Source organism: Flagellimonas sp. 389 (assembly GCF_018449435.1).
Lineage (GTDB): Bacteria > Bacteroidota > Bacteroidia > Flavobacteriales > Flavobacteriaceae > Flagellimonas.
This window is the reverse complement of record NZ_JAHCMU010000010.1, coordinates 125709-151294: the sequence shown is the minus strand read 5'-3', so window position 1 is coordinate 151294 and position 25586 is coordinate 125709. Positions and strand designations below refer to the sequence as shown.

Here is a 25586-nt window from a genome sequence, read left to right as displayed (position 1 = left end):
TGGTAACATCAAAGGAGTACGATCAATACTATCTTTGACCACAAAATCAACTCAAATGAATATAGAGCAGATATATACGGGATGTTTGGCACAAGGAGCCTATTATATAGAAAGTGATGGAGAGGCAGCCATTATTGATCCATTACGAGAAGTGAAACCCTATATAAAAAGAGCCGAAAACGACGGTGCTACGATAAAGTATATTTTTGAAACCCACTTTCACGCTGATTTTGTAAGCGGACATGTAACACTGTCCAAAGAGACTGGTGCGCCAATTGTTTACGGGCCAAATGCAAACCCTTCCTATGACACTATTGTTGCGGAAGACGGTCAGGAATTCAAATTGGGAAAGTTGACCATAAAAGTTCTGCATACGCCAGGGCACACAATGGAAAGCACTACATATCTGTTAAAGGACGAAACTGGAAAGGATTGCGCTATTTTTAGTGGTGATACCCTGTTCTTGGGAGATGTGGGAAGACCAGACCTAGCACAAAAAGCTGCTGATATGACTCAAGAAGAACTTGCGGGTACTTTGTATGACAGTCTAAGAACTAAAATAATGCCCCTTGCCGATGATGTAATCGTATATCCAGCCCATGGTGCCGGTTCCGCATGTGGGAAAAACATGATGAAGGAAACGGTAGACACCCTTGGCAATCAGAAAAAAATGAACTATGCACTTCGTTCTGATATGACCAAAGAAGAATTTGTCAAAGAAGTTACGGATGGTCTATTGCCTCCGCCTCAATACTTTCCTTTAAATGTGAAAATGAATAAAGAAGGCTATGAGGATATAGATACGGTATTGGAAAGAGGTACGAGAGGATTGTCTCCAAAAGCTTTTGAGGCTGCTGCCAATGAAACGGGAGCAGTGATTTTAGATGTACGCCACCAAGACGATTTTGCTAAGGGACATGTGCCGAGGTCAATTTTTATAGGACTTGGGGGAAGTTTTGCTCCATGGGTAGGTGCTTTGGTCGCAGATGTAAAGCAGCCCATACTTTTAGTGGCTCCAGAAGGAAAAGAAGAAGAGACCATTACCCGTTTGTCCAGAGTAGGTTTTGATGGCACTTTGGGATTTTTGAAAGGAGGTCTTGAAGCATGGAAACAAGAAGGAAAGCAGATAGACACGGTAAAAAGTATAAGCGCTGAAACATTTAAAAAAGTGTTGACTGAAAAGGTTCCTGTTTTTGATGTGAGAAAAGAAACCGAATTTTCTGCTGAGCATATTGAAGGTGCAGCTCTGGCACCCTTGGATTTTATCAATGAACACTTAACGGGATTTCCTGAAAACAAAACATTTTATGTTCACTGCGCCGGGGGTTATCGCAGCATGATTGCCGCTTCAATCCTAAAAAGTAGGGGCATTCACAATTTGGTTGATGTTGCCGGGGGCTTTAAGGCCATAAAAGAAGCAGGAATACAGGTCACAGATTTTGTTTGTCCTACAACATTAAAATCATAAATGAGAAGCTTGACCATTAGCACACTAGTCGTTTTTTGCTTTTTACAAATAACGGCTTGCCAGTCACGACAGCAGCGCACCATTGTCAAAATAGATAAGAAAACAGTACTGGAAAAAGTTATTGGTGCCGATGTACAATTTATTGATGTTAGGACCCCTAAAGAATACCAGGAAGGACACATAGGACATGCGTTAAATTTCAACATAAAAGACAGTATTACTTTTCGTAAACAAATAAGTACCCTAAATAAGAAGGAGCCCGTTTACCTCTATTGCCGAAAAGGGGGCAGAAGCAATAAAGCTTCCCAAATACTAAAAGAAAATGGATTTGAAATCATCTATGATTATACGGGCGGTTACAACGATTGGAAAGTAACCGAATAGATTTTTCTTTTTTAGTGTCTAATATTGTAACAAAATATTCATAGTATTCTCTTTCAGTAAAGTCGATAAGAATGAAAACAAACAGTACTATTTTCTTTATGTTGTTAGCGATGCAGATAGGCATTGGACAACAACTTTCAAATAACAACGAACAGATAAAACCCCCTTCAGAATTCTTTCCCAAAAACAGGGCAAAAGTGCTCGTAATGGGAACGTTTCACTTTAACTTTCCTGGACTTGATGCCCATAAAACGAGTGACTCCAACAAAATCGATGTTTTAAAAGAGCCAAAAAAAACCGAAGTCACCCAACTGGTCGAATACATTAAAAAATTTAAGCCCAATAAAATATTCATTGAAGCAAAAACCGATTGGAATGACCGTTATGAGGCTTATAAAAAAGGGGAATATCGAGATAAAAGGGACGAACGTTACCAAGTGGCCATGCGAATCGCCAACGAGTTACATATAGACAGTATCCAAAGTATTGATGCGCCTACCCTAGAGAGCGAGTTGAGAGAAAAAGATTCTGTACTAACAATATCCCTATTGGATAAAGTTGACTGGGAGGCCGAAGATCCTTATTGGGATATGGCTTTCTCTTATATAGAACATAGGGATAGTATGATGAAAAAAGTACATCTTCTCGACTTTTTGAAAAATATGAATACCCGTGAGTCGCATAACACCAATTTTGGCCTTTATTTGACAGGTCAATTTGCCAATGCCGATTACGATGGCGCAGATAAACTCACGATATGGTGGTATAGCCGAAACGCGAGGATATTTGCAAACATTGCAAGATTGAGCAAGAAAGAAGATGACAGGATTCTTGTGGTCATTGGGAATGGTCATGCAGCAATTCTTAGACAGTTTTTGGAAGCCAGTCCTCAATTTGATTTTATTGAGTTCGACAGTCTGTCCGATTAAATTGAGAAATCACTTTTTGAGCTTCTGGAACCCATGTAAAAGCTGGTTCATAAAGTTTTTAGGTACATGTTCATCTCCTGGAAAACCCAATTTAATGGTGCCACTATCCTCTGGAACATGGTGTGTGGCAAATAGATAATCCCAAAGACTAAGGCTAATCCCAAAGTTAACTCCAAATTTTCCGTTCGGGAGTGTATAAGAGTGATGGTATAGATGCATTACCGGATTGTTGAATATATATTTTAACGGGCCATAGGTGAGCTTTACGTTCGCATGGTTTAGATGACCAATGCCAATCGCCACAAAGTGCACAATGTATGCTTGTTCTGGTTCAAAGCCACCTAAGAGCATGACTCCTAAGGTCTTTAGAGGTTTATAAAGGATATTTTCCATCCAGTGGTAACGTAAATGGGCAGCAAACCCCATTTCTTTCACACTATGGTGCACTTGATGAAACTTCCATAAGAAGGGGAATTTGTGCAACAGCACATGCGTAAACCACTGTACAAAATCGAGGATGACAAAAAAGACAAGTAATTGCGACCAAACAGGCCAATTGGAAAAATCAATCATCGCAAGGCTTTTGGCATTAATCCCAAGATCATTGAACAATAGTTCCAATACTTTGTAAATACCACTTATGATGATAGTGAAAATGAAAAAGTTGAAGAACATGTAAAAACCATCAAGCCAAAAATCCTTTCTAAAAATAGATTGTTCTTTTCGCCATGGGAAAAGCACCTCCAATCCCCAAACCAAAAGTGATATAACAATCAGGCCCCAGAAATAGTTGGTATACCATGGCACTTGAAACAAGATTGATTTCCATGTCCAATGAGCGGTGCCCAAAAATCCGTTGATGAAAGCCTCAACTAACCCTTGCATAATTTTTTTGAAAATTAAAAATAGTATAAAATAATGTAGGATAGTGTAACCAAGGTTACTGAAAAGTATGTGCGAGCGCCATAATTTTGGGTATTCTAAGAATATAGGAATAGGGAATCATTTTAACGGTTGCCTAATCAAAACGTAAAAAAGGCTTTATGAAAAAAAATATGGGTCGGCTAGACCGCATTATAAGACTTATCGTAGCTATAGTGGTAGGCATGTTGTTTTACTTTGGGGCAATCGAGGGAACCTTTGCATACATAGCTATAGCATTGGCCTTAGTTTTTTTATTAACGAGTTTTATAAATTTTTGCCCGTTGTACGCTGTTTTTGGCATTAACTCTTGTAGCGTAAAAAAATAGTTTTTATGAGATGTTTTCTTATTAATAGCAATTGCCTGAGGAATATCATGTTTTTTAAAAGCGATGCTGGTTAAATTTGGACTTCACCAAATTGAAAAGATATGAAACTACTACATGTAATACCTTTGGTCTCTTGGGAAAATGGTATTTGGATGATCGGTGTTTTTGCTGCAGTTGTCATTGTCCTGATAGTAGGAGTACTGGCATTAATGAACAGTGGTAAAAACGAAGGGTTGGATAAACCCTGAAAATATGCTGTTCCAAATGCTGAGCAATACCAAACGGCTGCTATTATATGATGAAAGCAATTAAATAGATTGTTTAAAAGATAGCAGTGATTAGGGTTTTGGTTTGAATACATATGCATTCAATATCTTCCTGCTTTCACATAAAATAATATTGAATGGATTGGATTTTACAACCTTGGCCTTGGTATGTTTCTGGCCCACTGATCGCACTAGTCATGTTTTTGCTCATTATGCTAGGCAAAGGTTTTGGCATGTCATCAAATTTAAGAACGCTCTGCACAATTTGCGGAGCGGGGAAAAAAGTGGATTTTTTCAAATTTGATTGGAAGGCACAAAAATGGAATCTTATAGTGGTATTTGGAGTTAGTATAGGAGGCTATATAGGGGCTAATTTTTTATCCGTAGACACAACTGTGAATATTGATGCCGATACCATATCCCAATTAAAGACCTTAGGTTTTGATAGTGTGGGAACAGCATATCTTCCTACAGAACTGTTTGCCACGATGGTCTTTTCAGATATAAAAGGAATTTTTTTATTGATTATTGGCGGTTTTTTTGTGGGATTTGGAGCTCGCTATGCAGGTGGCTGTACCTCTGGCCATGCTATTTCCGGTCTTAGTAATCTGCAGACTCCTTCCTTGATTGCGGTTATTGGGTTTTTTATAGGCGGTCTGCTCATGGTTCATTTTTTATTTCCTCTAATATTTTGATTATGCGTTCACTAGTATACTTACTGATAGGTATTTTCTTTGGAATAATATTGTTTAAATCCGAGGCTGCTTCTTGGTTCCGAATTTATGAGATGTTTCGGTTTGATGCCTTTCATATGTATGGAATCATAGGCTCTACCGTGGTTTTGGGTATTTTGGGCATTCATTTGATCAAACGGTTCAACATTAGGTCTTTTTATGGTGATCAAATTGTTTTTCGACCAAAGGAAAAAAAGGTTAAAAGATATATTTTTGGAGGGATTCTTTTTGGACTTGGTTGGGCTTTGGCAGGCGCATGTCCAGGGCCCATATTCACCTTGTTGGGGGCAGGTTTCCTACCTATGATTGTCGTTTTGGCTTCAGCAGTTTTAGGAACTTATGTCTACGGGTTGCTAAAAGACAGACTGCCACACTGAACCCTTTGCGACTACTTTATTGCACTTAAAGGAACTTTTGGGTTTTAAATCGATTATATAGGTTTTTTTAAAGAAGAATCCTATAAATTTGTAGGTTGATAATTATCCTTCTCATTACCAAACCAATAGGTATGAACAGAACAATATGGATTATTGACGATGACCTTGTTTCGCAATTTGCAACACGCTACTGCATTGAACAATATGATGAGGTTTTTAGTATTGAAACCTTTGAGAATGCCGAAGCTGGTCTGGTTGCAGCTTCTGAATTGAAAGAAAAGAAAAAGCCATTGCCACATATTATTTTTCTTGATTTGATTATGGACGATATGAATGGTTGGGAATTTATCGATAACCTTAAACTGTTGGCCAAAGGAATGATATTGCCAGATATCTACGTATTATCCGCTTTTGTTAGGGCCAAAGACAGGGAAATTGCAAAGAAGCATAAGGTCGTTTCCGGTTATTTTGATAAACCTATTACGCGAATGGGCCTGAATAAAATTTTCACGAATAAAGTTCCAATAAATCCTTAAAAGGTACTTTCTATAGCAGTAATAAATTTCTAAAAAAGTATATTTTTGCAGTCCATTCATCATAATGGCCCCGTAGTTCAATGGATAGCCCCGATAGCTATCGGGGGAAGTTTCAAATATCAGCACATTAAGATGAACTATGTATACATTATTCAATCAAAAATCGATAATGGGTTTTATGTTGGAGAAACCAGAGATTTAGTTGATAGGCTGACAAGGCACAATACGAAAGAACTGAAAGCTGGTATAACCAATAGAAAAATACCTTGGGACTATTTTTATATTTTAAAGGTTAAGAATTCTACAGTAGCTCACAAAATTGAAAGACACATCAAGAAAATGAAGAGTAGGGCCTACACAGAGAACTTGAGAAAATATCCTGAAATCGCTGATAAACTTATAGAAAAGTATTCATAGCTTTGCTTTTTTTGGCCCCGTAGTTCAATGGATAGAATAGAAGTTTCCTAAACTTTAGATGCAAGTTCGATTCTTGCCGGGGCTACTTTTTAAGGTTTATCGCTCGCCAGTTTTATTCAAGGATTTATTGCAACTCAGCTTTCACCAAGGTTAAAATATCCGATTTTAGAAGTTTTAGTATTTTTAAGTACCAAACCAAACTTAAATTGAAACGATTTCTATCCATATTCTTGCTTACGCTCTGTACTTTATATATGGTACAAGCACAGACCGAAAAGTTAGATAGTTTACAGAGACGCTTTGAGGATAAAAGCATTCCCGATTCGGTTCGTTACGAATCTGGTGTTGCAATGGCCCGGTTGCAACTACGGTTCAGTGCTGATGATTCCAGAAATACAGGGAGAAAGATTTTAGCGTTCGCCAAAGAGAAGGACAATAAAAACTGGGAAGCGGAAATCAATAAATGGATAGGGATTACCTATGCGCAACAAGGCCTATTTTCAAAGGCCCATGTGTATTTTTTTAAGAACCTTGACTTGGTCAAAGAACTTGGCGACAGAAATGGATTGGCCATCATACTTGGAAATATTGGTACGGTCTATTATGAACTGGGCAACTATCCCCTAGCGCAAGAGTACCTTTTAAAATCACTGAAAATTGCTGAAGAAATTGGTGATGAGGTTATCATTTCAAGAGCTTTGAACAATCTGGGCAATATCAACTATGACCTAAAAAATTACAAAACTGCTCTTGACTATTACGAGAAGAGCTTAGAAATCAAAGACAAACTTGGGCTTAAAAGTAGTCTTCCCCTTGTTCACAATAATATTGGGCTGATACATTCGGAAATGAAAGACCACAATTTGGCCGTAGCCAGTTTTGACAAAAGTGTGTCATTGTCAAAAGAATTAGGGGATTTAAGCTCCGAAGCACGTACCTATACGAATCTTGGCGAAGAATTTTCAAAAGTTGGGGAGTATACCAAAGCCTTGGAATACTTGAATAAAGGAGTACAAATAAAAACCAACATCAATGACAAAGATGGCTTGGCCACAGCGCTCGTTCAACGTGGTAGAAACTTTCTGCTCATGGGCCAATTTGGGAGCTCGCTCAATGATTGTCAAAAAGGGTTGGATATTGCCTTGTCCTCTGGTGCCATCATTCTTCAAAAAGAAGCATGCGATTGTTTGGGCGAAGCATACAAAGGCCTTGGCGATTATAAAACCTCACTGGCGTTCAATGAAAAATACGTGGCATTAAAAGATTCCTTGTTCAACAAAGAACGCACCCAAGCCATTACCCGTGCAGAAATGAACTACCAATTTGAGAAAAGACAGTTGGCCGATAGCATAAAATTTCACAAACAACAGACTGAACAACAAGTTGCCTATGAGCGTAAACTTAACAAACAGAATACCAAGTTTTACGCATTGCTCATTGTGAGTTTGATCATCATTGGTTTATTAACGTTCCTGTACTATAAATACCATCAGAATCTTAAGTTGAAAAAGGTGGAAAACCAACTTTTGAATTCTGAAATTGAATACAAGAAGAGGGATTTGACCACGATGGCGGTCAATATTTCAAACAACCAAGAATGGGCCGAATCATTGGCTGAACGATTAGCATCTGTGAAGGCCACCACTGGACGTAAGCGTCAAAAAGAATTGGAAGATTTGGAAGGAGAGATCAAGAACAAAGTTTGGGTCAATAAAGACGGTGACGACTTTTACCACAAGGTCGATGAACTAAGTAGCTCGTTTTATGCTAGGCTTAATGAACAGTTTGAAGGCCTTACCAAAACCGATGTTCGTTTATGCTCATTTATTAAGTTGGATTTGAATACCAAACAAATTGCAACCTTACAGAACATTAATCCTGCTTCGGTAAAAATGAGCAGAAATAGACTCAGAAAAAAGCTGAATCTCTCCCCAGAAGATGATTTGTCAGCGTTTTTGCACACTTTTTAAATTTTTAGTAATAATTTGATTTTCAATATATTAAAAAATTTAAAAATCATTTTGTAACCCATTTGTAATCCCGTTAATTCGAAGGTGTAACCCATTTGTAACCGTACCAAATTCTTTTGAAGGCTTTCTCCATGTCTAGGTTTGCCCCAAATTAAAATCTAAAAGTCATGAAGAAAATTTTAATGTTTACGTATTCCGTGGTAGCGTATTTGATCGCTTTTGCTTCCATTCTTTTTTGGATTGCCTCTGTTGGCAACTTGATCCCGGAAATTGGAATTGACCAAGAACCCCAATTGCCAGTTTTATGGGCACTATTGAACAACGTTATGTTGATTTCCCTATTTGGGGTCCAACATAGTGTAATGGCAAGAAAATGGTTCAAAGAACTTTTCGCACGTTATTTCCCAAGACCCGTAGAGCGGAGCACGTTTGTTCTGGTGTCTGGGATATTGCTTTTTAATTTAGTCTACAACTGGCAACCTATCGGTGGACAAATATGGCAAGTAGCGACCAACAGTATAGGATACTTTGTACTTTACGGGCTATTCTTTGCGGGTTGGGCCATTCTGTTCATTAGTTCTTTTTTAATCAATCACTTTGATTTATTTGGGCTTCGACAGACGTTTTTGGAATTGATGGACAAGCCCTATACCCAATTGAAATTCAGGGTGACCTTATTTTATAAGTATGTACGCCATCCCCTCTATTTTGGAATGCTCTTGGGTATGTGGGCAACACCAATAATGACGGTAACCCATTTGATCTTTGCAATGGCCATCTCCATATATGTGATTATCGGAACCTTGTTTGAAGAAAAAGACCTCGCCAACGAATTTGGAGAGACCTATAAAGCATATCAGGCTAAAAAACCAATGCTTATCCCTTTTACCAAGTGGAGAAAAAATAAGGGTGCAAATCAGATAGCTACAGAGAAATTATAACAGCAAATCAATCATTCATCAAAAAACGCAATACATAATTCAACCATGAAAACAAGAACACACTACAGAACACCCGTATTCTTCGGATGGTATACCACCAATTCCGGAAACAGAAAAAATCAAAACAATTTCACAAAACAGCACAAATTTTCTGAAAAGGATACAGGTTCTTTAAAGTGAACTGTAAAAACTAAAAGGGCATCTATTAAGATGCCTTTTTAGTTTTGCGACTATCACGGATTGCCCATGAGAGTATTCATATTGTTTTTATTCGATTCGAATTTACAGGTAAGTGTGTGGTAAAACCAGTCAATTAAATTTGTAAGTTAAATCTTTATAAAATTAAAGATATTATGTAGTATAAAATATCAGAATTTTATATTTTTAGTGTGCCCCGCTACAGCCAGTTTATAACTGGTGGCAGATATGAGTAAGCAACACAAGAACCAATCTAGTTTTATGTATTGGTGTTTTGTCAATTCAAACAGCGCATCCGTCCATTCTGTAACCTATTCATACTGCAGATCTGTTATTCTTGCTTTATGAGCAGGAACTATAAGTTTCATGATAAGGCCGGTGCTTACTTTGTATCGTTTGCCACGGTGTACTGGATAGATGTTTTTACGCGACAGCTGTATCTGGACATTCTTGTGGAAAGCCTACAATATTGTAGGATGAACAAAGGAATGGAAGTCTATGCCTACTGCTTTATGCCCAGCCATGTCCATTTCATATTCCGTTCGACAAGGGAAGATCCTTCGGGAGTATTGCGCGATTTCAAGAGGTTTACTTCAAGGAAAGTGATACGTGCAATTGAGGAAAACCCTCAAGAAAGCAGGAAGGAATGGTTGCTTTGGATGTTTGAGCGGGCGGGTAAAAAGAAAGGCAATATTGCGAAGTATCAGTTCTGGCAGCACCATAACAAACCCATAGCCTTATGGAGTACAAAGGTCATTGGGCAAAAAATCGATTATGTTCACAATAATCCGGTTGCATCAGGTTTTGTGACCACGTCGGTTGACTGGAAGTACAGTAGCGCAAGAAATTTTGCAGGAGACCATACAGTGATGGAAATCGATACCATTGGTTTTTTGGGCTGATTTATTTATATTGCTTGACCACCAGTTGCAAACTGGCGGTAGCGGGGCAGTTATGAGTGAGCAAGTCACGAACTCAGCAGGTTTTAGGCATTCGTGTTTTGTCTTCTTTTATGGGAACCGGCTTTTTTGTTGCTTCGTCTACCATCGTTGCCGCATGCATATTTGGGTATAGACATGTGTGGTCTCAATACTGTTGCCCTGTGTATGCATGATAAAGCCAACTATCAATTTTTCGGCATCCATTTCCAAAAAACCTTCGGTCAATGGTTGAGGTAAGCGCAAGATGTCGCTTTTATATTTGAGCGGAGACGTTGGCGTATCAAACCAAAAAGAAAAACGGAATGCAATATTGTCCACTAGATCCATTTGGGCCAGTTTGTTGTTCTTTGGTTTGTACAGTAGAATGCTACTGTTGGGCCTTTCAATTTTCTTTAGAAAGTGTCCGTTATGGTAAATTTCAATAGCAAGTTGGGCAAAAGTAATTTCAAGAGTTGTATTGGTGTCTTGCTTCAAAAAAGAATTGATCTCCCTTAAAATGTTGGATGTACACATCATGGATATTCCAGTTTTAAAGGGTTATGCGGTACTTAAGTTGAATATAACAAAAATAAATCAAAATACCCCATTGAGGATGTCTTTTAATTTTTCAACAATGATCAAATTGGCATGTGCTTGATAAATACACTCAAAAAGACATAGAAGTGATGAAGATGGTCGGGAATAAAATTCGGCAGCTTCGTACTGTACAAGGCATGTCCCAATTTCAACTTTCAGTGGAAGCTGATTTGACCAAAAACCAAATTGGAAGAATAGAAAGGGCGGAGCGCAATACCAGTTTGGTCACTTTAAATAGAATTGCAGAAGCTTTGGACATACGGCTTGCAGACCTATTTGACTTTTCCTAAAGGCGATAAATAAGCAATATATTTTAGTATTGAAAAGTATTTTTGGACAATTCGCCCCCGCTCCCGCTATTCTGCGACTAGTGGAGGTTGTGAGTGAGTAGTGAGTAAGCAATGTATTGAAAATGTTATTATAAAAACAAGATTTTGGAGTAACGTTTAATGCCACAGGTTAATAATTATTGGTAATGAAGAGGGGAGTTGTATAGTGTTAGGTGCTAGTGAAGAAAGTTGAGAAAATTTGCTTGTTAAAATAAGATATATAATCAAGTTGTATAATTGTTATCAGATACAATTACTACTATGTGTAATAGCATAAAACATCATGGTCAGTTTTGTTGTATTTTCTTTACTTTAGAGATATGATTTAGTATAGGAGATTAGAAGACATAAGACCTACATACAATACATAATGGATATACGACTAAAACAATTAGTATTGGCCTTTTTATTCACAGCAGGGCTTAACGCACAGTCCAGTAATTTTTCTGCCACCCTATCCTATCCCTTACCTTTGGTAGATACCAACTTCAATGATTATACCGGTATAGCGGATGTGGGATTGCAGTATGGGTTTTATGAGTCGGGACGATGGCAATTGGGGGCTTCCTTAAGCGGGGCCTATTTTGTGCAAAGTACAGATTTTATCAATCCTACCTTTACCTTGGATGAGAACATACTCCTGTTACAGCCAAAGGTGTTTGCTGCCGCAAGTGTTAGCGAAGGAAAAGAATTTATGCCCTTCGTGGCCGTGGGCTATGCTTTGGCTATATATAGTTTGGATTATAACATACAGAACGCTCCACCAGACGAGAATGAGGCCAAGGGCGGTCTTAACCTAAGCGCCGGCGCTATAGTTGAGCTTACAAAACGTCTTTTCGCTATTGCCCATTATGATTATATCAACTTTTCAGATACCAGCGGTGGCCTTAATATAGATTTTAGCGAGAATTTAGGCATGGCAAAGCTAGGACTGGGGTATCGCTTCTAAAAAAAGAGAGGTTATCTTTTTAGTGGCTGTCCAAACTTACTTTCCTTTGGATTTTAATACCATAACTTCCTCGCTTAACCGTTCTATCTCTTTTTGCTGCTGGATCGTATACAACATAAGCTCCTCGATTTTTTGAAGGAGTTTGAGATTTATCTCACTTAGTTGCATACCCTTCAATTCGGAGACCTGTCTTTCCACTTTTCTTGACTACCTTAGCAAAAACTCATTTTCTTATGAAAAAAGAAGTGAAAAATGTATTTGTGGAAGGTGCCATAAGTCCCAACTTTATAGCTGATTCCATTGCCAAGCACCAATCCAAGACCCAGATAGGGGCGCACGATATTTTTTTGGGACAAGTACGGGCCGATGAAATAGAAGGGAAAACAGTAAGTGCCATTGAATACACCGCTTATGAGGAAATGGCGAACAAAAAATTTCATGACATTAAAGAAACCACATTTTCAAAGTTTGATATTACCTGCATGCATATCTACCATAGTTTGGGAAAAGTTGGGGTGGGCGAGTTGTGTCTCTTTGTTTTTGTTTCCTCCCCGCACCGTAGGGTAGCGTTTGAAGCACTTGAATATGTCGTAGAAGAAATTAAGGCGCATGTGCCCGTCTTTGGAAAAGAGCTTTTTGAAGATGAATCCTACCAATGGAAAGTAAATACCTAGATTATGGTCGACATTACACAAAAGCAACCTACCCACAGAACAGCCATTGCACAGGCAATTGTTAAAGTAAGTTCTGCGGTTACCATAGATGCCATTAAAAAAGGCGCTGTTCCCAAAGGGGATGTGTTTTCCATGAGCAGGGCGGCGGGTTTTTTAGGAGTGAAAAAAACAGCCGATTTGTTACCGGACTGTCACCCTTTGCCCGTTGAACATTGTAGCATTGATTATGAAATCAATGAACTGGATATTACGGTAAAGGTCTTGGTGAAGACGTTCTATAAAACAGGTGTCGAGGTAGAGGCCATGCACGGGGCAAGTGTGGTGGCGTTGAACATGTACGATATGCTCAAACCTATTGACAAAGGTGTGGAAATCCATCAAATAAGGCTCTTGAAAAAAACAGGCGGCAAATCAGATATTAACAATGCGTAAAGTTTCATAAAAAATTTCCGGTTATATCGTTTTTGTTCTAATTTCAAGTTGATTTATTGCTATGCTCTGAACATGAACAACCCCAAACGAGTAATTGTCGATTATAAAAAACTGACCCCAGAAGTACTGAAACTTTTGGTAGAACGATATCCGGACGGATATGGTGACAGCGATATCATCAATTTTAAAAACCTGAAAGGAGAGGTCATCGAGGCTGTTGAAGTTTGCAAGGACGACACCAAGTATCTGGTCAAAATAAGTTCAAAACTAGAGCGTAGCATGGCCAATTTTGATGATGATACCGAAGTTTCCACTGCAGGGGATATGGAAGATTTTCCCAATGCAGATTTTGCTGAATCCGAAGAAGAATAAGGAACTAAACTGTATCCTTTAAATTATCCAACATCTCTTCCGTAGTTTTTTCCAAATCAAATTCAGGTTGCCAGTTCCAATCCCTTTTGGCAGCACTATCATCAATACTACTGGGCCAAGAATCAGCAATTTGCTGGCGAAAATCAGGATTGTAGGATATTTCAAAATTGGGGATATGCTTCCGGATGTTTTGAGCAACCTCTTTGGGTGTAAAACTCATGCTTCCTAAATTATAGGAAGACCTAACACTAAGTTTTTCGGAAGGACTTTCCATCAAATTTATTGTGGCCCGTATGGCATCGTCCATGTACATCATGGGTAGTTTGGTTTCTTCGTTCAAGAAACATTCATACGACTCCTTTTTCAGGGCTTCATGGTATATGTCTACAGCATAATCCGTAGTACCGCCCCCGGGCATGGTCTTCCAACTAATTAGACCAGGGTAGCGTACACTTCGTACATCCACGTCAAATTTTTTAAAATAATACTCGCACCAACGTTCCCCGGATTGTTTGCTTATCCCATACACCGTACTAGGTTCCATTATGGTGCTCTGCATGGTGTTTTCCTTGGGGGTATTGGGTCCAAAGACCGCAATACTCGATGGCCAAAAAATCTTACTTATCTTTTTCTCCTTGGCTAGATTGAGTACGTTAAATAGCGAGTTCATGTTCAGGTTCCAAGCGCGCATTGGAAATTTTTCCGCGGTAGCGCTCAACATGGCCGCCATGAGGTAAACTTCATCAATTTCGTAATGCATGACCACATCTTCAATGGCTTCATAATTGGTGGCGTCCAAAAGCTCAAAAGGCCCTGATTGCATTAGGCTTTCGCCACCTTCCCTAATATCGCTGGCAACTACGTTTTCAGAACCGTATTTGGCCCGTAATTCAATAGTGAGCTCTGTACCTATTTGACCACATGCACCAAGAATAAGAATGGATTTTTGCATTTAAATTGGAGTTAATAACATTTGGCGATAAAGATAGCCTTTATTAAAATTTGTACATTCGCTTATGCGAAAATTGTCATACCTTTTGGTTATTGCATTGTCCTTGTCGGCATGTAGGGATAGTGGTGATGGTACTGAAGAGATTCAGGAAGAAGAACGGTTTTTCAACTATCAGAAAATGCCAAAAAAACTAGCGATAAATTCGGTAGCGACCCCTATGATGGATGAGTGGGCGGAATTCCAAGAACTATCAAGCAGTTTTGATGTGCTTTATAAAGCAAAAAATGATGAAGACTTGCTTTTGGCCATTGATGACCTTATCGAAAAAGAAAAGCTGTTGGCAAAAGGAACCTATCCAGAACTGTTCGATAAACTTCAGATCAAAAGCCGACAGCGTGTGTTAAAGACGTATATGATAAAGGTAAAAGCGGCCATTCTGAGCAAAAATGATACGGCAGAGCCTACAAAAGAAATGATAGAAGCTTATAATGCACTTCGGAATCAGTTCAATGTCATCGTAAACAACCCTCTGGATAAAAAACTAATTTTAGATGAAGAATAGCATCACTTTCCTGGTAGTATTGATGTGCGGCTTTATGGCAAAAGCACAGACCAATGAGAAAAGTAGTATTGACAATGTATTGAATGCATGGCATCTTGCTGCTGCCAGTGCCGATTTTGATGCTTATTTTGATAAAATGACCGAAGATGGTGTTTTTATTGGAACAGATGCTACGGAAAATTGGCAAAACGAAGCCTTTAAAGCATTTTCAAAACCTTATTTTGATAAAGGGAAAGCCTGGAACTTTACAGCGGTCGAGCGAAATATCTATGTTGACGATTCTAATGAAATTGCTTGGTTTGACGAACTGTTGGATACACAAATGAAGCTGTGTCGAGGTTCTGGTGTCGTAAAGAAAATAAACGGTGATTGGAAAATTGCCCATTACGTGCTCTCCATTGCCGTACCCAATGAAAATGTTTCTGAACTTATCCAGATTAAAAAAGAAAAGGACAGCCTATTGCTTATCGAACTTAAAAAGCAAAAGTGATTTGGAATACTCTTATTTATTGACCTTCGGGTTTTTCTTTTCTGGATTCCAAAGCTTGCTTGCTCAAACTGGCCAGATTAAAATTGGGGTCAATTTTTAAAGCTTCATCAATAGAAGCAATGGCACTGTCTATTTTGGTCTTGTCCTTATTGTATTCCACAAGGCCCTTTAAATGATAAAATGCTGCTTTTAATGCGACTTCGTAGGGTTGTTGTCTTTCATAAAAGGCATATTTCATGTCGTCCTTGGCATTGGCAATACCGTACTCTATGTTTACGGAAGCACCCTCGTTATTTCCGGTTTGTATTTTTAAGTCTGCCAGTTCATAGGCCAAATAGGCAGAAGGCTTACGTTTGAACAGTATTTCAAAATGTTCCAATGCTCTTTTTGGCTGATTTAATGCTTTTAAGGAAACGGCCTTTACTTGTACCGACAAATCGGAATCGTCATCTTTTTTCTCAATCCCAATAGTGTTCAATGCCTGCATATGCTGGTTGTTGTTCATATAGACAAATGCCAGCGTATCTTTTCTTTCCTTGGAAGGAGACAGCACATTAAGATGTGTCAAGGAATTGATTACCCCATTGACATCTCCTTGCAATCGCATTTCTTTGTAAAAATTCTGATAGTGTTCAAGAAGCTCGTTTTTGGTCTGTGAAATAGCGGTAAAGCATACGAACGTTAACAACAATACAACGACTTTTTTCATTTTCTCGGGTTTGGAGCGGCTAAACTAAAAAAATAATTGATATCGTGCTGTTAAAGAATGCTATAAGAATCAAAAACAAAAACCAACATAATGGTATTGTTCAATTAAGATCATACTTAACCAAAATACCTATTTGTTGGATTTCTGCTTTATAACGCTAACAAGGCCACGTCTTCGTTGGTATATTGTTTAAGTAAGGTGGCATAAAACGCTAGTGTGCTCACATCTTCTGTTAAACAAGTTTTTAAGAAAGAGCCCAGATTTTTATAGCATAGGTTTACAGGCATTGTGGATACAATCATATTGATTGTTTTTGGATCGTACTCGTGATCGTTGAGCACAACATCCATTTTTATACGCTGCCTATGATAATCTATCTCTACATCCGCTGCATTGTAATGCTTTCTTAGAATTGATTTATGTAAATCTTGAAATCTTGAGGTTATGTTTTTTCTTGTACTACTTTCTGTAATCAAATCATCCATCGCCATCAAGATTCTTGTAGTTAATCTTGAATTTCCCATGACATTAATAAATTAATCTGTTACAAAGGTAAAATCAAGAATTGTAATCAACTTAAAATCAGTTAATTAATTAACTTAAAATTGTCTTAATTGTTGTGAAACGTTATTTTTTTAATGTCAACTATGAAATAATGGAAGTATGTAAAATATGATTTTTGTTAAAAAAATTTCTACTGAGTATAATTTTCCCTGATTTGCCTGTGAACTCTTCTGAATATTCTGGGATGTTTAGACCACGTTTTATGGCTTCATCGGTATAGTATTCCTTCTTGCTGGGATGCAACGGATAGACTCCATTAAAGACTTCGTTCCAATAATTGTTTTCGATAATGGTATCTATTAGATGTATACAGTCTTTTAGATGGATTAAATTAACGGGATCATTGCCATTCTTGAGGTTCTGCCTGCGGGATAGCATCATGACCGGATGTCTAGTTGGTCCGATCAATCCGCCAAAACGAATTATTGTACTCTCCAGTGCTTCATCATTGATAAATAACTGTTCACATTGTAGCAATTGCTTCCCAGATTCTGTTACTGGCTCTGGTCTTGTATCTTCCGTAACTTCACCTTCTACATTACCATACACCGAGGTACTGCTTACAAAAATGAGCTTGGCTATAGTACTTTTCTTAATAGCATTGTACAAGAGTCTTATTTTTTCAATAAAACTCTCTTTGTTCTCCCCTCTAAGTCTTGGGGGAATATTTAGTATCAATACATCTATATGGGATAAAAAGCTTTGAATATCCCCCTCAATTTTAGTTGCTGATAAAGCGATATCATAAGGAGAGATTCCTGCTTCTTTTAATTCCTTCAATTTATGCTCCGAAGTAGTTGTGCCATGGACTTCATGATTTTTGGCTATAAAATGTTTCGCTAACGGAAAACCTAACCACCCACAACCCAAAACACCGATTTTCTCAGTCAAATTTCATCGTTTTGGTGACCAAGATAGCATCATTTAATACAAAAGGCATGGGAATACTGTTTTTAGGCCTTTCGGGAACTCCAAACGCTTTGTTTGTCAGCAAATCATTGGAAGCTTCATAAATGGTAATATCTAGGATGGAATCTTTTGGGAAACTTAGCTCCAGTTCTGTATAGTCGTTATCGCTTACATAGTGTGTGATCAATCTTCTTTTTCGGTTTTCAAGAAAATAATCGGAGAGAACTATGTTGTTCACCTTGGCAGAATTGAGCTTTAAGATATTGGTATAAATATCCAGTCGATTGACCGCTCGCTTGGGCGTAATGCATAGCTCAAGAATTCGTTCTTGGCCAATTACAGTGTCGGTAAGCGTAGCTATCCATGGCTCCTTTACGTTCTTGATGGGTGCCTTGGCAACATAAGTAAACTCGGTTCTGTATTTACTGGGAATTGTTTTAAGTTCGCTAGCTTTTGGAACTATTTTCTCAGGTCCTATCAATTGACTGTTCCAATCTATGAGTTGATTGTCATAGGTGGCCCAGATAGCGGAATCTGTATTTGCATCATAAACATAGAGCAGACTGCTAGGCTTTGGCCGTTCTTCGTTAAAGTCCGATTTAATATGTCCTGAAATACTGAAAACTATAAATAAGAACAAATTCAGGTAGGCCAATCGGTCCTTATTTTTTAATTGACTTAAAAATGGAAGTGTTATGAAGAACAATAGCGTAGTGAAAACAGTTGCCGCTACCATCATTTTTAATCCAAGTCCTACAGGGAACATTTTTATGAATGGAGCGAATATAAAGATACCCGGAAGGGTCAGAAATACCAATAAGAACGAATTGGGCTTATCTTGATTTATAACGACCATAAAAGCTACCAAAAGGCTAAATACAGGTACTACAAAAAAACTGGCCCCTTTTAAATAAGCTGCCATAAGTCCGCATAATAGCAACCAAATCATTATAGGAGCTACCAAAAGGTCTTGGGTACTCGTTTTTCGGAATTTATGGTACGTCCAAAAACAAACTGCCAATGAAAGTACTGCATAAACCAAGATATAGGTATGCCCGTTGTAGGTAAAACCATGAAGCATATCCTTAAAACCCGGATACCACCATGTAATGACACTCCATGCAAAGTATCCGAAAATCCCATTTAAGACTAAGCAAATCAAAAGCGGCAAGAATCCTTTCATGGTTCCTGTTAAGGAAAGCCTTCCTTTTTTAAAACCTGTAAGGAGAAGTAGTAAAAAAGCAATTACGGCTATACAAAACATGGGCCAAATCCATTCAAAAGGATAAGAAATCAACTTGAAAAAAGGAAGGTTGAAATACACTAGGTCATCCAAACTTTTTAAGTTGTTCAAATTGGTTTCACTAAAATGATGGAGTAGTGGCATTAGGTAGCTTCCTTGGTGTGCCAAAGATGTTCTGTCCAATCGTTCATAGGTGTCCAGAGCGGTATGATAGTCGTAATGGTCATCGATAAAGGCAAAATTGAAACCTTCAATATCTGCATCTTCCCTAAAAACGGTCAAATCGGTATCGTTGGGCAACATTTTATAAATACTGTATGCCAACGAATTTGCAACGGGATACTCGGGGTTTGCCTTGGTAAATTCTTTTATCAACGTTCCGTTTCCTCTGTTGGTTTCAATAAGCATATAGCTGGGACCTCCACTACCACGTGCCTCAAAGTTAAGAACGAGCCCAACGTTTTCTGCCCAAGGGTGTTTATCCACAAACAGGTCTGCACCATTTAGTCCTAGTTCCTCTGCATCTGTGATTAGAACGATGATATCATTTTTCGGAACCTTGTTTTTTGCAAGAAACGCCCGTATTCCTTCCAGAATGGTAGCTACGCCACTACCAGCATCACTGGCTCCGAAAGAAGAATGTGGGCTGCTATCATAATGTGACATTAGCAACAATGCCTTTCCTTGCTCAGAGCCCTTAATCCTTGCCATGATATTAGTGGCCTTGCTCAGATTTGCCCAATCGCCAGCGGTATAACCTTCTTGGGTATTGGTCTCTAATCCAAGTTTTTTGAGTTCGGCAATAATGTAAGTTTTGGCATTTGAGTGCCCAGGGAAACCTACTGCATGGGGTTCTTTGGAGAGATTTTTAACATGTTCCAATGCCCTATCCGTTGAAAAACTGTGCAAGGCCATATCGGCATCGCTCTGGTATGACGGCATCAAAGATTTATAACTCCAATAAATGGCCAGAAAAAGTACTAGAAGTGCGAGGGTTTTAGAAAACTTCATGGTTTGATTAAGTTGTATATAAATGTATGAAATTATGAAAGGTTCTCATATAAAAGGGGAAATACTTAAATAATTCGTTAAATTTTCCTATATTTAGTAATCAACCCAAAAAAAGTAACGATATGGCTATCAAGAGTTTTCAAGGTGCTAGATCTAAAGATGCCTCAAAAAAAGAATACAATGCCCCAATACTTGTAGAAGACTATATGACGAAAAAGCTGATTACTTTTTCTCCCGAACAATCTATTTTGGAAGTTATGGAGGCATTTGCGAAACACCATATATCAGGTGGCCCCGTACTAGATCAAAATGGTTTTTTGGTAGGTATTATTTCCGAGGCCGATTGCATGAAACAAATCTCGGAAAGTAGATATTTTAACCAGCCCATTCTTGATAAAAGCGTAGAGCGTTTTATGACCAAAAACGTAGAAACAATACCTCATGATATGAGTATTTTTGATGCTGCAGGTGTTTTTGATAGACACAACAGGCGCAGATTGCCCGTGATGAAGAACGACATTTTGGTAGGGCAAATAAGTAGAAAGGATATTGTTGTGGCAGCACTAAAGCTGAGCGCACAAAATTGGAAATAGTACTTTCCTGTTTTCCCTACTCACGCTTTACAATCATATAGCGGTCGTTGTCCAGAGGCAAATAACCAAGGTCGTATACAAAATAATAGGTACTTCCCTTTTTGGTTGTATAAAGGTTTGTGATATATTCAAAATCAAAACCTTTGTCTACCAGTTTCATTTTGGTAGTGGTCGTTTTTCCGTCTTTTAAAGTAAAACCATCCAGTACCCTATAATTTTTTCGAAGCCTGTTATTAATGTTGCGGACCAGATTCTTACTGTCCTTGTTCAATCTGTTGTTATAAGCATTTCTGCAATGGTCGGAGCAATATTTTTTATCGACCCTTCCCACTAGTTTCTCACCACATTCCAAACATTCTTTTGTCAATGTTTAACCCTTTTGTAATTGAACTTGATTTCTTCGGGGTTATTTGCGTCGCCACTCATCATGGCATAGATGTTTACTTCGTTCTTCTCAACTTTTTCAAAAGTAAAACCTTCGAAATATACACGATTTTCATCCACTTTTACCAGTTTAAAGGATTGTACTTCATTTTTTTCCTCCCAGCCCTTTAGGTCATTGTTGAAATGTTTCAATTCAAAAACCAAGGTTCCACCTATTTCCCTAATATGTCCCGTTTCGTAAAAATTGACTTTATCATCCATTACATGTTTGAAAACAAACATCATTGAACCCCCAAATGGGGGACTCCATATTTCTTCCGCAATCCCCCCAAAGGCTTCTCCTTTCCAATGGCCCTCCATCCAAGAAACGATGGTGAGTGTAGCTTTTGGTGAAAGCTCACCGTTTTTTAAAGATAAGGTATTCTGCGCTTTTACAGAGACGGTCATGAATAGGCATAATATAAAAAATTGTCTCATGATTTAAATTTTGTTTGGTTAGTGCTAATTGAACACTGCGCATCATTCTGTGTAATGAAGGCGTCAAAGCTATAATAGTATGACGTCTTCAGCGGGGATTAATTGGACAGTTATACTATTTTTATTTCATGCTTTTTTAAAAGTCCAACGAGTCCATCTTTGGAAAACTTGGTTTTCTTCAATGAATTCTTTTCAGGGTCGATATTAAAATTAAAAGAGGTGCTCAAATTAGCCTCATCCAATTTGGTCTGAAAAAAGATAGCTTTTTCCAAGTTGCAGTTCGAAAATACGGCTTTGTTCAAATCTGTTTCAGTGAAATCCACTTCAGTAAGATCACATTCCAAAAATGAGGTTGCTTTTAAGCCAACTTGATAAAAGGACGCCAAGGTCAAGTTGCAATTTTCAAATTGGACAGACAACAAAAAATCATTACAGTCCTCAAAGCGTAAGCCTATGAGTTTGGAATCCTTGAAAATTGATTCTTTGAAAATGGCATGTTTCACATTGACGTTGGTTAAATCACAGTCCACGAACTCACATTCCATAAAATTTTGGTTGTCCAAATACCCTTTGGAGATATTACAGTTCTTGAAAACACAGTTTTCATAATCTCCCTTTGGTAATCGATGTTGCGTATAATCAACACCCAGAAACTCTTTATCTGCTACAAACAAATTATGCATTTAACTACTAATCTTTCAATAAAATGGCGGGTAACTTCAATGTTTCGTATAGCTTGTTGTAATTGGCCATTTCATTGGTAACAATGGCATTCTTTTCATTCTCAAATACCTTCCATTGTGCTAAAAGGTCGCGAAGACGTTCTTTTGCTCCATTGGTCACTTTGGGTTCTGCTGAATCCACAAAGCCCTTTAAATGCATAAAATCTGCATTGAGCTGATTGTTAAAGTTAATGACATCCTGAAAAGTTTTCTGTTTGGGTTGGATAAGTTTTTCTTCCCATATTTCAATTCTTTTTATCAAGGAATCACCAAGTTTCACAAGTTCGTCTGCGTCATCGTTATCTTTTAGAAGCTTGTCGTAGGCTTTTAATTGTGATTTTGCAGAACGCATTTGATTGACGGATTCATGCATGGAACGAATGGCATTCTCGATTTGATTTAAAACCTTTTGTTGTTCGGCATAATCAGCATCAGAAGCATTGATTTTTGGATTTGGTAAAATTGTAACCATGGTTTCCACAGTCTCACCTTCTAATAGCAAACGTAATGTGTAATCACCTGGAGCGACACTGGCACCGTTGTAATTTCCAAAAACAAACACTTTATCTATAGCAGGAACTGGGTCTTTGCTAAAATCCCAAGTAAAACGGTTAAATCCTTTTTTTGAAGGAAGTACAACTGGTTTTGGTGGTCCTCCAGGCCAAGATTTAAAATCTTTAGGTTTTTTGTTTGTCAACGTTCTGATTACATTTCCATTTTGAACCACTTCAAATTTTAAGTCCAAAGAATCCGCTTCTTTTGGCAAGTAATAGTCAAAAGTGACCCCTTGTTTTGGGTTTTGCCCCAATCCGGGAATTGGTTTTTCCGAGCTTCCACCAAAAATTAGATACGTATTTTTTGGTTTGAAGATTTTCAATTTTTCCGAAGTGTCAAAACTATTTTGAATTGCTCCTAAATCATCCAAAATCCAAAAAGAACGTCCAGCAGTCGCAGCCACCAAATCGTTGTCTTGAATCACTAAGTCATTGATGGGAACTATAGGGAGATTCAGTTGAAACTGTTGCCAGTTTTTGCCATCATCCAAAGAAACATAAAGACCTGTTTCTGTGCCCGCATACAACAAACCTTTTTTCTTTTTGTCCTCACGAACAACACGAACAAAGGTATGCTTGTCTTTAAAACCGTTTGTGATTTTCGACCAGGTTTTCCCGTAATCATTCGTTTTAAAGATATAGGGTTTTAAATCCATAAACTTATAGCGCATTACGGTCATGTAGGCCGTTGCTGGGTCATGTGGCGATATTTCGATACTGTTAATGATACCTTCTGGTAGACTCGGGGGAGTAACGTTCTCCCAGTTTGCGCCACCATCTTTGGTAATATGCACAAGGCCATCATCGCTACCGGCATACAATACACCTTGTTCATGGGGCGATTCAACCAAGTACATCAAGGTATTATAGTTTTCACCTCCCGCGGCTTCATTGGTATAAGGACCGCCACCCGGACCTTGTTTTTCAATTTCGTTTCTAGTCAAATCCGGACTTACTACATCCCAACTTTGCCCTCCATCTGTTGTTTTAAAAACAACGTTGCCTGCATGGTAGATGGTATTCCTGTCATGGGGCGAACTGATGATAGGTGCGTTCCAGTTGTATCGAAACTTAAAGTCTTTAGGTACTTTTCCTAACCCTAATTCGGGATATGCTTTAATGGCTTTTCCTTCTCTTGAAGCTTTTATCCACTTTTCAATGATACCTTGATAACAGCCTCCGTAAACAACCTCGGGGTTATCCGGGTCAAAAGCCAAATAGGCACTTTCGCAACCCGCAACGGAATACCAATCCTTCCAATCTATTCCGTTATCGTTGGTTCTGCTTGCAATAGCGATGGCCGAATTGTCCTGCTGACCTCCATACACATTGTAAGGAACAAGATTGTCGGTTATTACTCTGTAGAATTGCGATGTGGGTTGATTTTGCTGTGTGCTCCAACTTTTGCCGCCATTATTGGAAATATTGGCACCTCCGTCATTGGAGTTTATCATTTTGGAATTATCGTTGGGGTTGATCCACAAATGATGGTTGTCTCCGTGTGGCGTAGGTAATGGCGTGAAAGTTTTACCGCCGTCTATAGATTTGGTCACTGGAGCATTCAATACATAGACGATATTTTCATTTTGCGGGTCTGCAAAGATTTCCATGTAGTACCAAGATCGGGCTATGTTTATTCGGTCCGAATTGATTTGCTTCCATTTTTTTCCGGCATCATCACTTCTGTAAACACCACCTTTTTTACCTTCGGCCTCAATTACGGCGAAAACTAACTCTGGATTTGCCCGTGATACTGAAATTCCTGCTTTTCCGAATTCTTCCGGTAACCCTTCTTCCAATTTTTTCCATGTTGCGCCACCATCGGTCGATTTATGGATTCCAGAAGAAGCTCCACCAGATTCCATAGTCCACGGATAGCGTCTGTGCTGCCACATAGCCGCGTAGAGAATCAAAGGGTTTTTCATATCCATGGATAACGAAGAAGCTCCAGTGTTCTCATCCACAAAAAGTACATTTTCCCAAGTAGTTCCTCCATCCAAGGAGCGGTAAATACCTCTTTCCTTTGAAGCCCCGTATTGGGCTCCCTGAGCAGCAACGAAAATGATATCGGGATTTTTTGGATGAATAATGACATCGGAAATATGTCGGGTTTCATCCAATCCAATGTGTTTCCAGGTTTTTCCGGCATCGGTAGATTTATAAACCCCGTCTCCCATGGATGTCATTACCCCTCTTGCAGCATGTTCACCCATGCCTACAACGATAATGTTTGAATTGCTTTCTGAAACTGCTATTGCCCCAACGGTTCCTGTATTAAGTTGTCCATCTGAAACATTTTTCCAAGTGATACCGTCATCAACAGTTTTCCATATGCCTCCACCTGTAGAACCCATATAATAGGTCATGGGTTGGTCTATAACACCAGAGGAAGCAACGCTTCGCCCTCCCCTAAAAGGACCAATATTACGCCATTTTAAACCATGATAAGTAGAGTCATTAAGAACAATGTTTGGCGTTGTTGCTTTCTTCTTTCTACGTTGCGCTTCACTTTGAAAAGAGATAAGCAACAGAACAACTAGGAGTAATCGGAGTACTTTCATTTTGGTTTGATTTAGCTAGTGGTAAGATACGAAAACGGAACTTTATTGTTAACAAAAAGATAAACCTCGTTTTTTATTTGGAACAATCATTCCGTTATTCATATGTTTGTAT

At 38.5% G+C, this 25586-nt stretch carries 32 protein-coding genes and 1 tRNA gene; 22 read left to right on the top strand and 11 right to left on the bottom strand.

Annotated features, from left to right (window positions below):
- Positions 1–55: 55 nt before the first annotated feature.
- The 3 genes from KIM67_RS10535 (at position 56) to KIM67_RS10525 (ending at position 2781) form a co-directional block, all read left to right on the top strand.
- Positions 56–1468, top strand: coding sequence for a rhodanese-like domain-containing protein (locus KIM67_RS10535; RefSeq protein ID WP_213831289.1), 1413 nt, complete (start codon positions 56–58; stop codon positions 1466–1468).
- On the top strand, positions 1469–1852 hold the full coding sequence (locus KIM67_RS10530; protein ID WP_213831288.1) for a rhodanese-like domain-containing protein: 384 nt from the start codon (positions 1469–1471) through the stop codon (positions 1850–1852).
- Positions 1853–1923: 71 nt separating this feature from the next.
- A complete protein-coding gene (locus tag KIM67_RS10525) occupies positions 1924–2781 on the top strand; it encodes a DUF5694 domain-containing protein (RefSeq protein WP_250149230.1) in 858 nt (285 codons plus the stop codon).
- Between the two features lie 9 nt (positions 2782–2790).
- On the opposite strand, the gene KIM67_RS10520 is transcribed toward KIM67_RS10525, so the two are convergent.
- Complete coding sequence (locus KIM67_RS10520) at positions 2791–3666, bottom strand: sterol desaturase family protein (protein ID WP_213831287.1); 876 nt, start codon at positions 3664–3666, stop codon at positions 2791–2793.
- A 158-nt stretch (positions 3667–3824) separates the two neighbouring features.
- On the opposite strand from KIM67_RS10520, the gene KIM67_RS10515 reads away from it, so the two are divergent.
- The 11 genes from KIM67_RS10515 to KIM67_RS10470 all read left to right on the top strand — a co-directional run bounded on the left by KIM67_RS10515 (position 3825) and on the right by KIM67_RS10470 (position 10372).
- Positions 3825–4031 carry a DUF2892 domain-containing protein gene (locus KIM67_RS10515; RefSeq protein ID WP_213831286.1) on the top strand — a complete coding sequence of 69 codons (207 nt, stop codon included), beginning with the start codon at positions 3825–3827 and terminating at the stop codon, positions 4029–4031.
- Between the two features lie 101 nt (positions 4032–4132).
- Complete coding sequence (locus KIM67_RS10510) at positions 4133–4279, top strand: hypothetical protein (RefSeq protein WP_213831285.1); 147 nt, start codon at positions 4133–4135, stop codon at positions 4277–4279.
- Positions 4280–4434: 155 nt separating this feature from the next.
- Entirely contained in the window at positions 4435–4992 is a 558-nt protein-coding gene (locus tag KIM67_RS10505; RefSeq protein WP_213831284.1) for a YeeE/YedE family protein, read from the top strand.
- Between the two features lie 2 nt (positions 4993–4994).
- Positions 4995–5408: a DUF6691 family protein gene (locus tag KIM67_RS10500; protein WP_213831283.1), complete on the top strand. Its 414-nt coding sequence runs from the start codon at positions 4995–4997 to the stop codon at positions 5406–5408.
- Between the two features lie 131 nt (positions 5409–5539).
- Positions 5540–5944: a response regulator gene (locus KIM67_RS10495; RefSeq protein ID WP_213831282.1), complete on the top strand. Its 405-nt coding sequence runs from the start codon at positions 5540–5542 to the stop codon at positions 5942–5944.
- A 45-nt stretch (positions 5945–5989) separates the two neighbouring features.
- Complete coding sequence (locus KIM67_RS10490; protein WP_213831281.1) at positions 5990–6361, top strand: GIY-YIG nuclease family protein; 372 nt, start codon at positions 5990–5992, stop codon at positions 6359–6361.
- 13 nt (positions 6362–6374) lie between these two features.
- Positions 6375–6446: transfer RNA gene (locus KIM67_RS10485), tRNA-Arg, on the top strand.
- A 121-nt stretch (positions 6447–6567) separates the two neighbouring features.
- The gene (locus KIM67_RS10480; RefSeq protein ID WP_213831280.1) at positions 6568–8331 is read left to right on the top strand and encodes a tetratricopeptide repeat protein; all 1764 of its coding nucleotides are present in this window, start codon (positions 6568–6570) and stop codon (positions 8329–8331) included.
- Between the two features lie 167 nt (positions 8332–8498).
- The gene (locus tag KIM67_RS10475; RefSeq protein WP_213831279.1) at positions 8499–9272 is read left to right on the top strand and encodes an isoprenylcysteine carboxylmethyltransferase family protein; all 774 of its coding nucleotides are present in this window, start codon (positions 8499–8501) and stop codon (positions 9270–9272) included.
- Positions 9273–9317: 45 nt separating this feature from the next.
- Positions 9318–9452, top strand: coding sequence for a hypothetical protein (locus tag KIM67_RS18695; protein ID WP_256442800.1), 135 nt, complete (start codon positions 9318–9320; stop codon positions 9450–9452).
- Between the two features lie 362 nt (positions 9453–9814).
- A complete protein-coding gene (locus tag KIM67_RS10470) occupies positions 9815–10372 on the top strand; it encodes a transposase (RefSeq protein WP_213831278.1) in 558 nt (185 codons plus the stop codon).
- Positions 10373–10510: 138 nt separating this feature from the next.
- Here KIM67_RS10470 and KIM67_RS10465 read toward each other — a convergent pair whose 3' ends face one another.
- Complete coding sequence (locus KIM67_RS10465; protein WP_213831277.1) at positions 10511–10927, bottom strand: hypothetical protein; 417 nt, start codon at positions 10925–10927, stop codon at positions 10511–10513.
- A gap of 113 nt (positions 10928–11040) precedes the next feature.
- Here KIM67_RS10465 and KIM67_RS10460 point away from each other — a divergent pair, with 113 nt between their 5' ends.
- From KIM67_RS10460 to KIM67_RS10440, 5 genes are all read left to right on the top strand, one after another.
- Positions 11041–11277, top strand: coding sequence for a helix-turn-helix domain-containing protein (locus KIM67_RS10460; RefSeq protein ID WP_371815726.1), 237 nt, complete (start codon positions 11041–11043; stop codon positions 11275–11277).
- Between the two features lie 409 nt (positions 11278–11686).
- A complete protein-coding gene (locus KIM67_RS10455; RefSeq protein WP_213831276.1) occupies positions 11687–12265 on the top strand; it encodes an outer membrane protein in 579 nt (192 codons plus the stop codon).
- A gap of 233 nt (positions 12266–12498) precedes the next feature.
- Entirely contained in the window at positions 12499–12939 is a 441-nt protein-coding gene (locus tag KIM67_RS10450) for a molybdenum cofactor biosynthesis protein MoaE (protein WP_213831275.1), read from the top strand.
- 3 nt (positions 12940–12942) lie between these two features.
- Positions 12943–13371, top strand: coding sequence for a cyclic pyranopterin monophosphate synthase MoaC (moaC, locus tag KIM67_RS10445; RefSeq protein ID WP_213831274.1), 429 nt, complete (start codon positions 12943–12945; stop codon positions 13369–13371).
- Between the two features lie 72 nt (positions 13372–13443).
- A complete protein-coding gene (locus KIM67_RS10440; protein WP_213831273.1) occupies positions 13444–13743 on the top strand; it encodes a hypothetical protein in 300 nt (99 codons plus the stop codon).
- Positions 13744–13747: 4 nt separating this feature from the next.
- Here the strand turns inward: KIM67_RS10440 and KIM67_RS10435 are convergent, their stop codons facing one another.
- On the bottom strand, positions 13748–14695 hold the full coding sequence (locus KIM67_RS10435; protein WP_213831272.1) for an NAD-dependent epimerase/dehydratase family protein: 948 nt from the start codon (positions 14693–14695) through the stop codon (positions 13748–13750).
- A gap of 64 nt (positions 14696–14759) precedes the next feature.
- Here KIM67_RS10435 and KIM67_RS10430 point away from each other — a divergent pair, with 64 nt between their 5' ends.
- Together KIM67_RS10430 and KIM67_RS10425 are read left to right on the top strand one after the other, a co-directional pair.
- Entirely contained in the window at positions 14760–15257 is a 498-nt protein-coding gene (locus KIM67_RS10430; protein ID WP_213831271.1) for a hypothetical protein, read from the top strand.
- Entirely contained in the window at positions 15247–15747 is a 501-nt protein-coding gene (locus KIM67_RS10425) for a nuclear transport factor 2 family protein (RefSeq protein WP_213831270.1), read from the top strand. The genes KIM67_RS10430 and KIM67_RS10425 overlap by 11 nt, the downstream gene beginning before the upstream one ends.
- Positions 15748–15763: 16 nt before the next feature.
- Here KIM67_RS10425 and KIM67_RS10420 read toward each other — a convergent pair whose 3' ends face one another.
- From KIM67_RS10420 to KIM67_RS10405, 4 genes are all read right to left on the bottom strand, one after another.
- A complete protein-coding gene (locus KIM67_RS10420; RefSeq protein WP_163416869.1) occupies positions 15764–16456 on the bottom strand; it encodes a hypothetical protein in 693 nt (230 codons plus the stop codon).
- 149 nt (positions 16457–16605) lie between these two features.
- Positions 16606–16980, bottom strand: coding sequence for a hypothetical protein (locus KIM67_RS10415; RefSeq protein WP_213831269.1), 375 nt, complete (start codon positions 16978–16980; stop codon positions 16606–16608).
- Between the two features lie 121 nt (positions 16981–17101).
- Positions 17102–17911 (bottom strand): NAD(P)H-binding protein, encoded by an 810-nt coding sequence (locus KIM67_RS10410; RefSeq protein ID WP_213831268.1) that lies wholly within the window; start codon positions 17909–17911, stop codon positions 17102–17104.
- Positions 17904–20183, bottom strand: a complete 2280-nt coding sequence (locus KIM67_RS10405) for a M20/M25/M40 family metallo-hydrolase (protein WP_213831267.1) — start codon at positions 20181–20183, stop codon at positions 17904–17906. Before KIM67_RS10405 ends, KIM67_RS10410 begins: the two co-directional genes overlap by 8 nt.
- Positions 20184–20305: 122 nt before the next feature.
- Between KIM67_RS10405 and KIM67_RS10400 the strand changes: the two genes are divergently transcribed.
- Positions 20306–20776 carry a CBS domain-containing protein gene (locus KIM67_RS10400; protein ID WP_213831266.1) on the top strand — a complete coding sequence of 157 codons (471 nt, stop codon included), beginning with the start codon at positions 20306–20308 and terminating at the stop codon, positions 20774–20776.
- Positions 20777–20792: 16 nt separating this feature from the next.
- On the opposite strand, the gene KIM67_RS10395 is transcribed toward KIM67_RS10400, so the two are convergent.
- The 4 genes from KIM67_RS10395 to KIM67_RS10380 form a co-directional block, all read right to left on the bottom strand.
- On the bottom strand, positions 20793–21143 hold the full coding sequence (locus KIM67_RS10395; RefSeq protein ID WP_213831265.1) for a hypothetical protein: 351 nt from the start codon (positions 21141–21143) through the stop codon (positions 20793–20795).
- Positions 21140–21637, bottom strand: a complete 498-nt coding sequence (locus KIM67_RS10390) for a DUF6265 family protein (RefSeq protein WP_213831264.1) — start codon at positions 21635–21637, stop codon at positions 21140–21142. Before KIM67_RS10390 ends, KIM67_RS10395 begins: the two co-directional genes overlap by 4 nt.
- Positions 21638–21747: 110 nt before the next feature.
- The gene (locus KIM67_RS10385; protein WP_213831263.1) at positions 21748–22320 is read right to left on the bottom strand and encodes a pentapeptide repeat-containing protein; all 573 of its coding nucleotides are present in this window, start codon (positions 22318–22320) and stop codon (positions 21748–21750) included.
- 7 nt (positions 22321–22327) lie between these two features.
- Entirely contained in the window at positions 22328–25474 is a 3147-nt protein-coding gene (locus KIM67_RS10380) for a glycosyl hydrolase (RefSeq protein WP_213831262.1), read from the bottom strand.
- Positions 25475–25586: the final 112 nt, after the last annotated feature.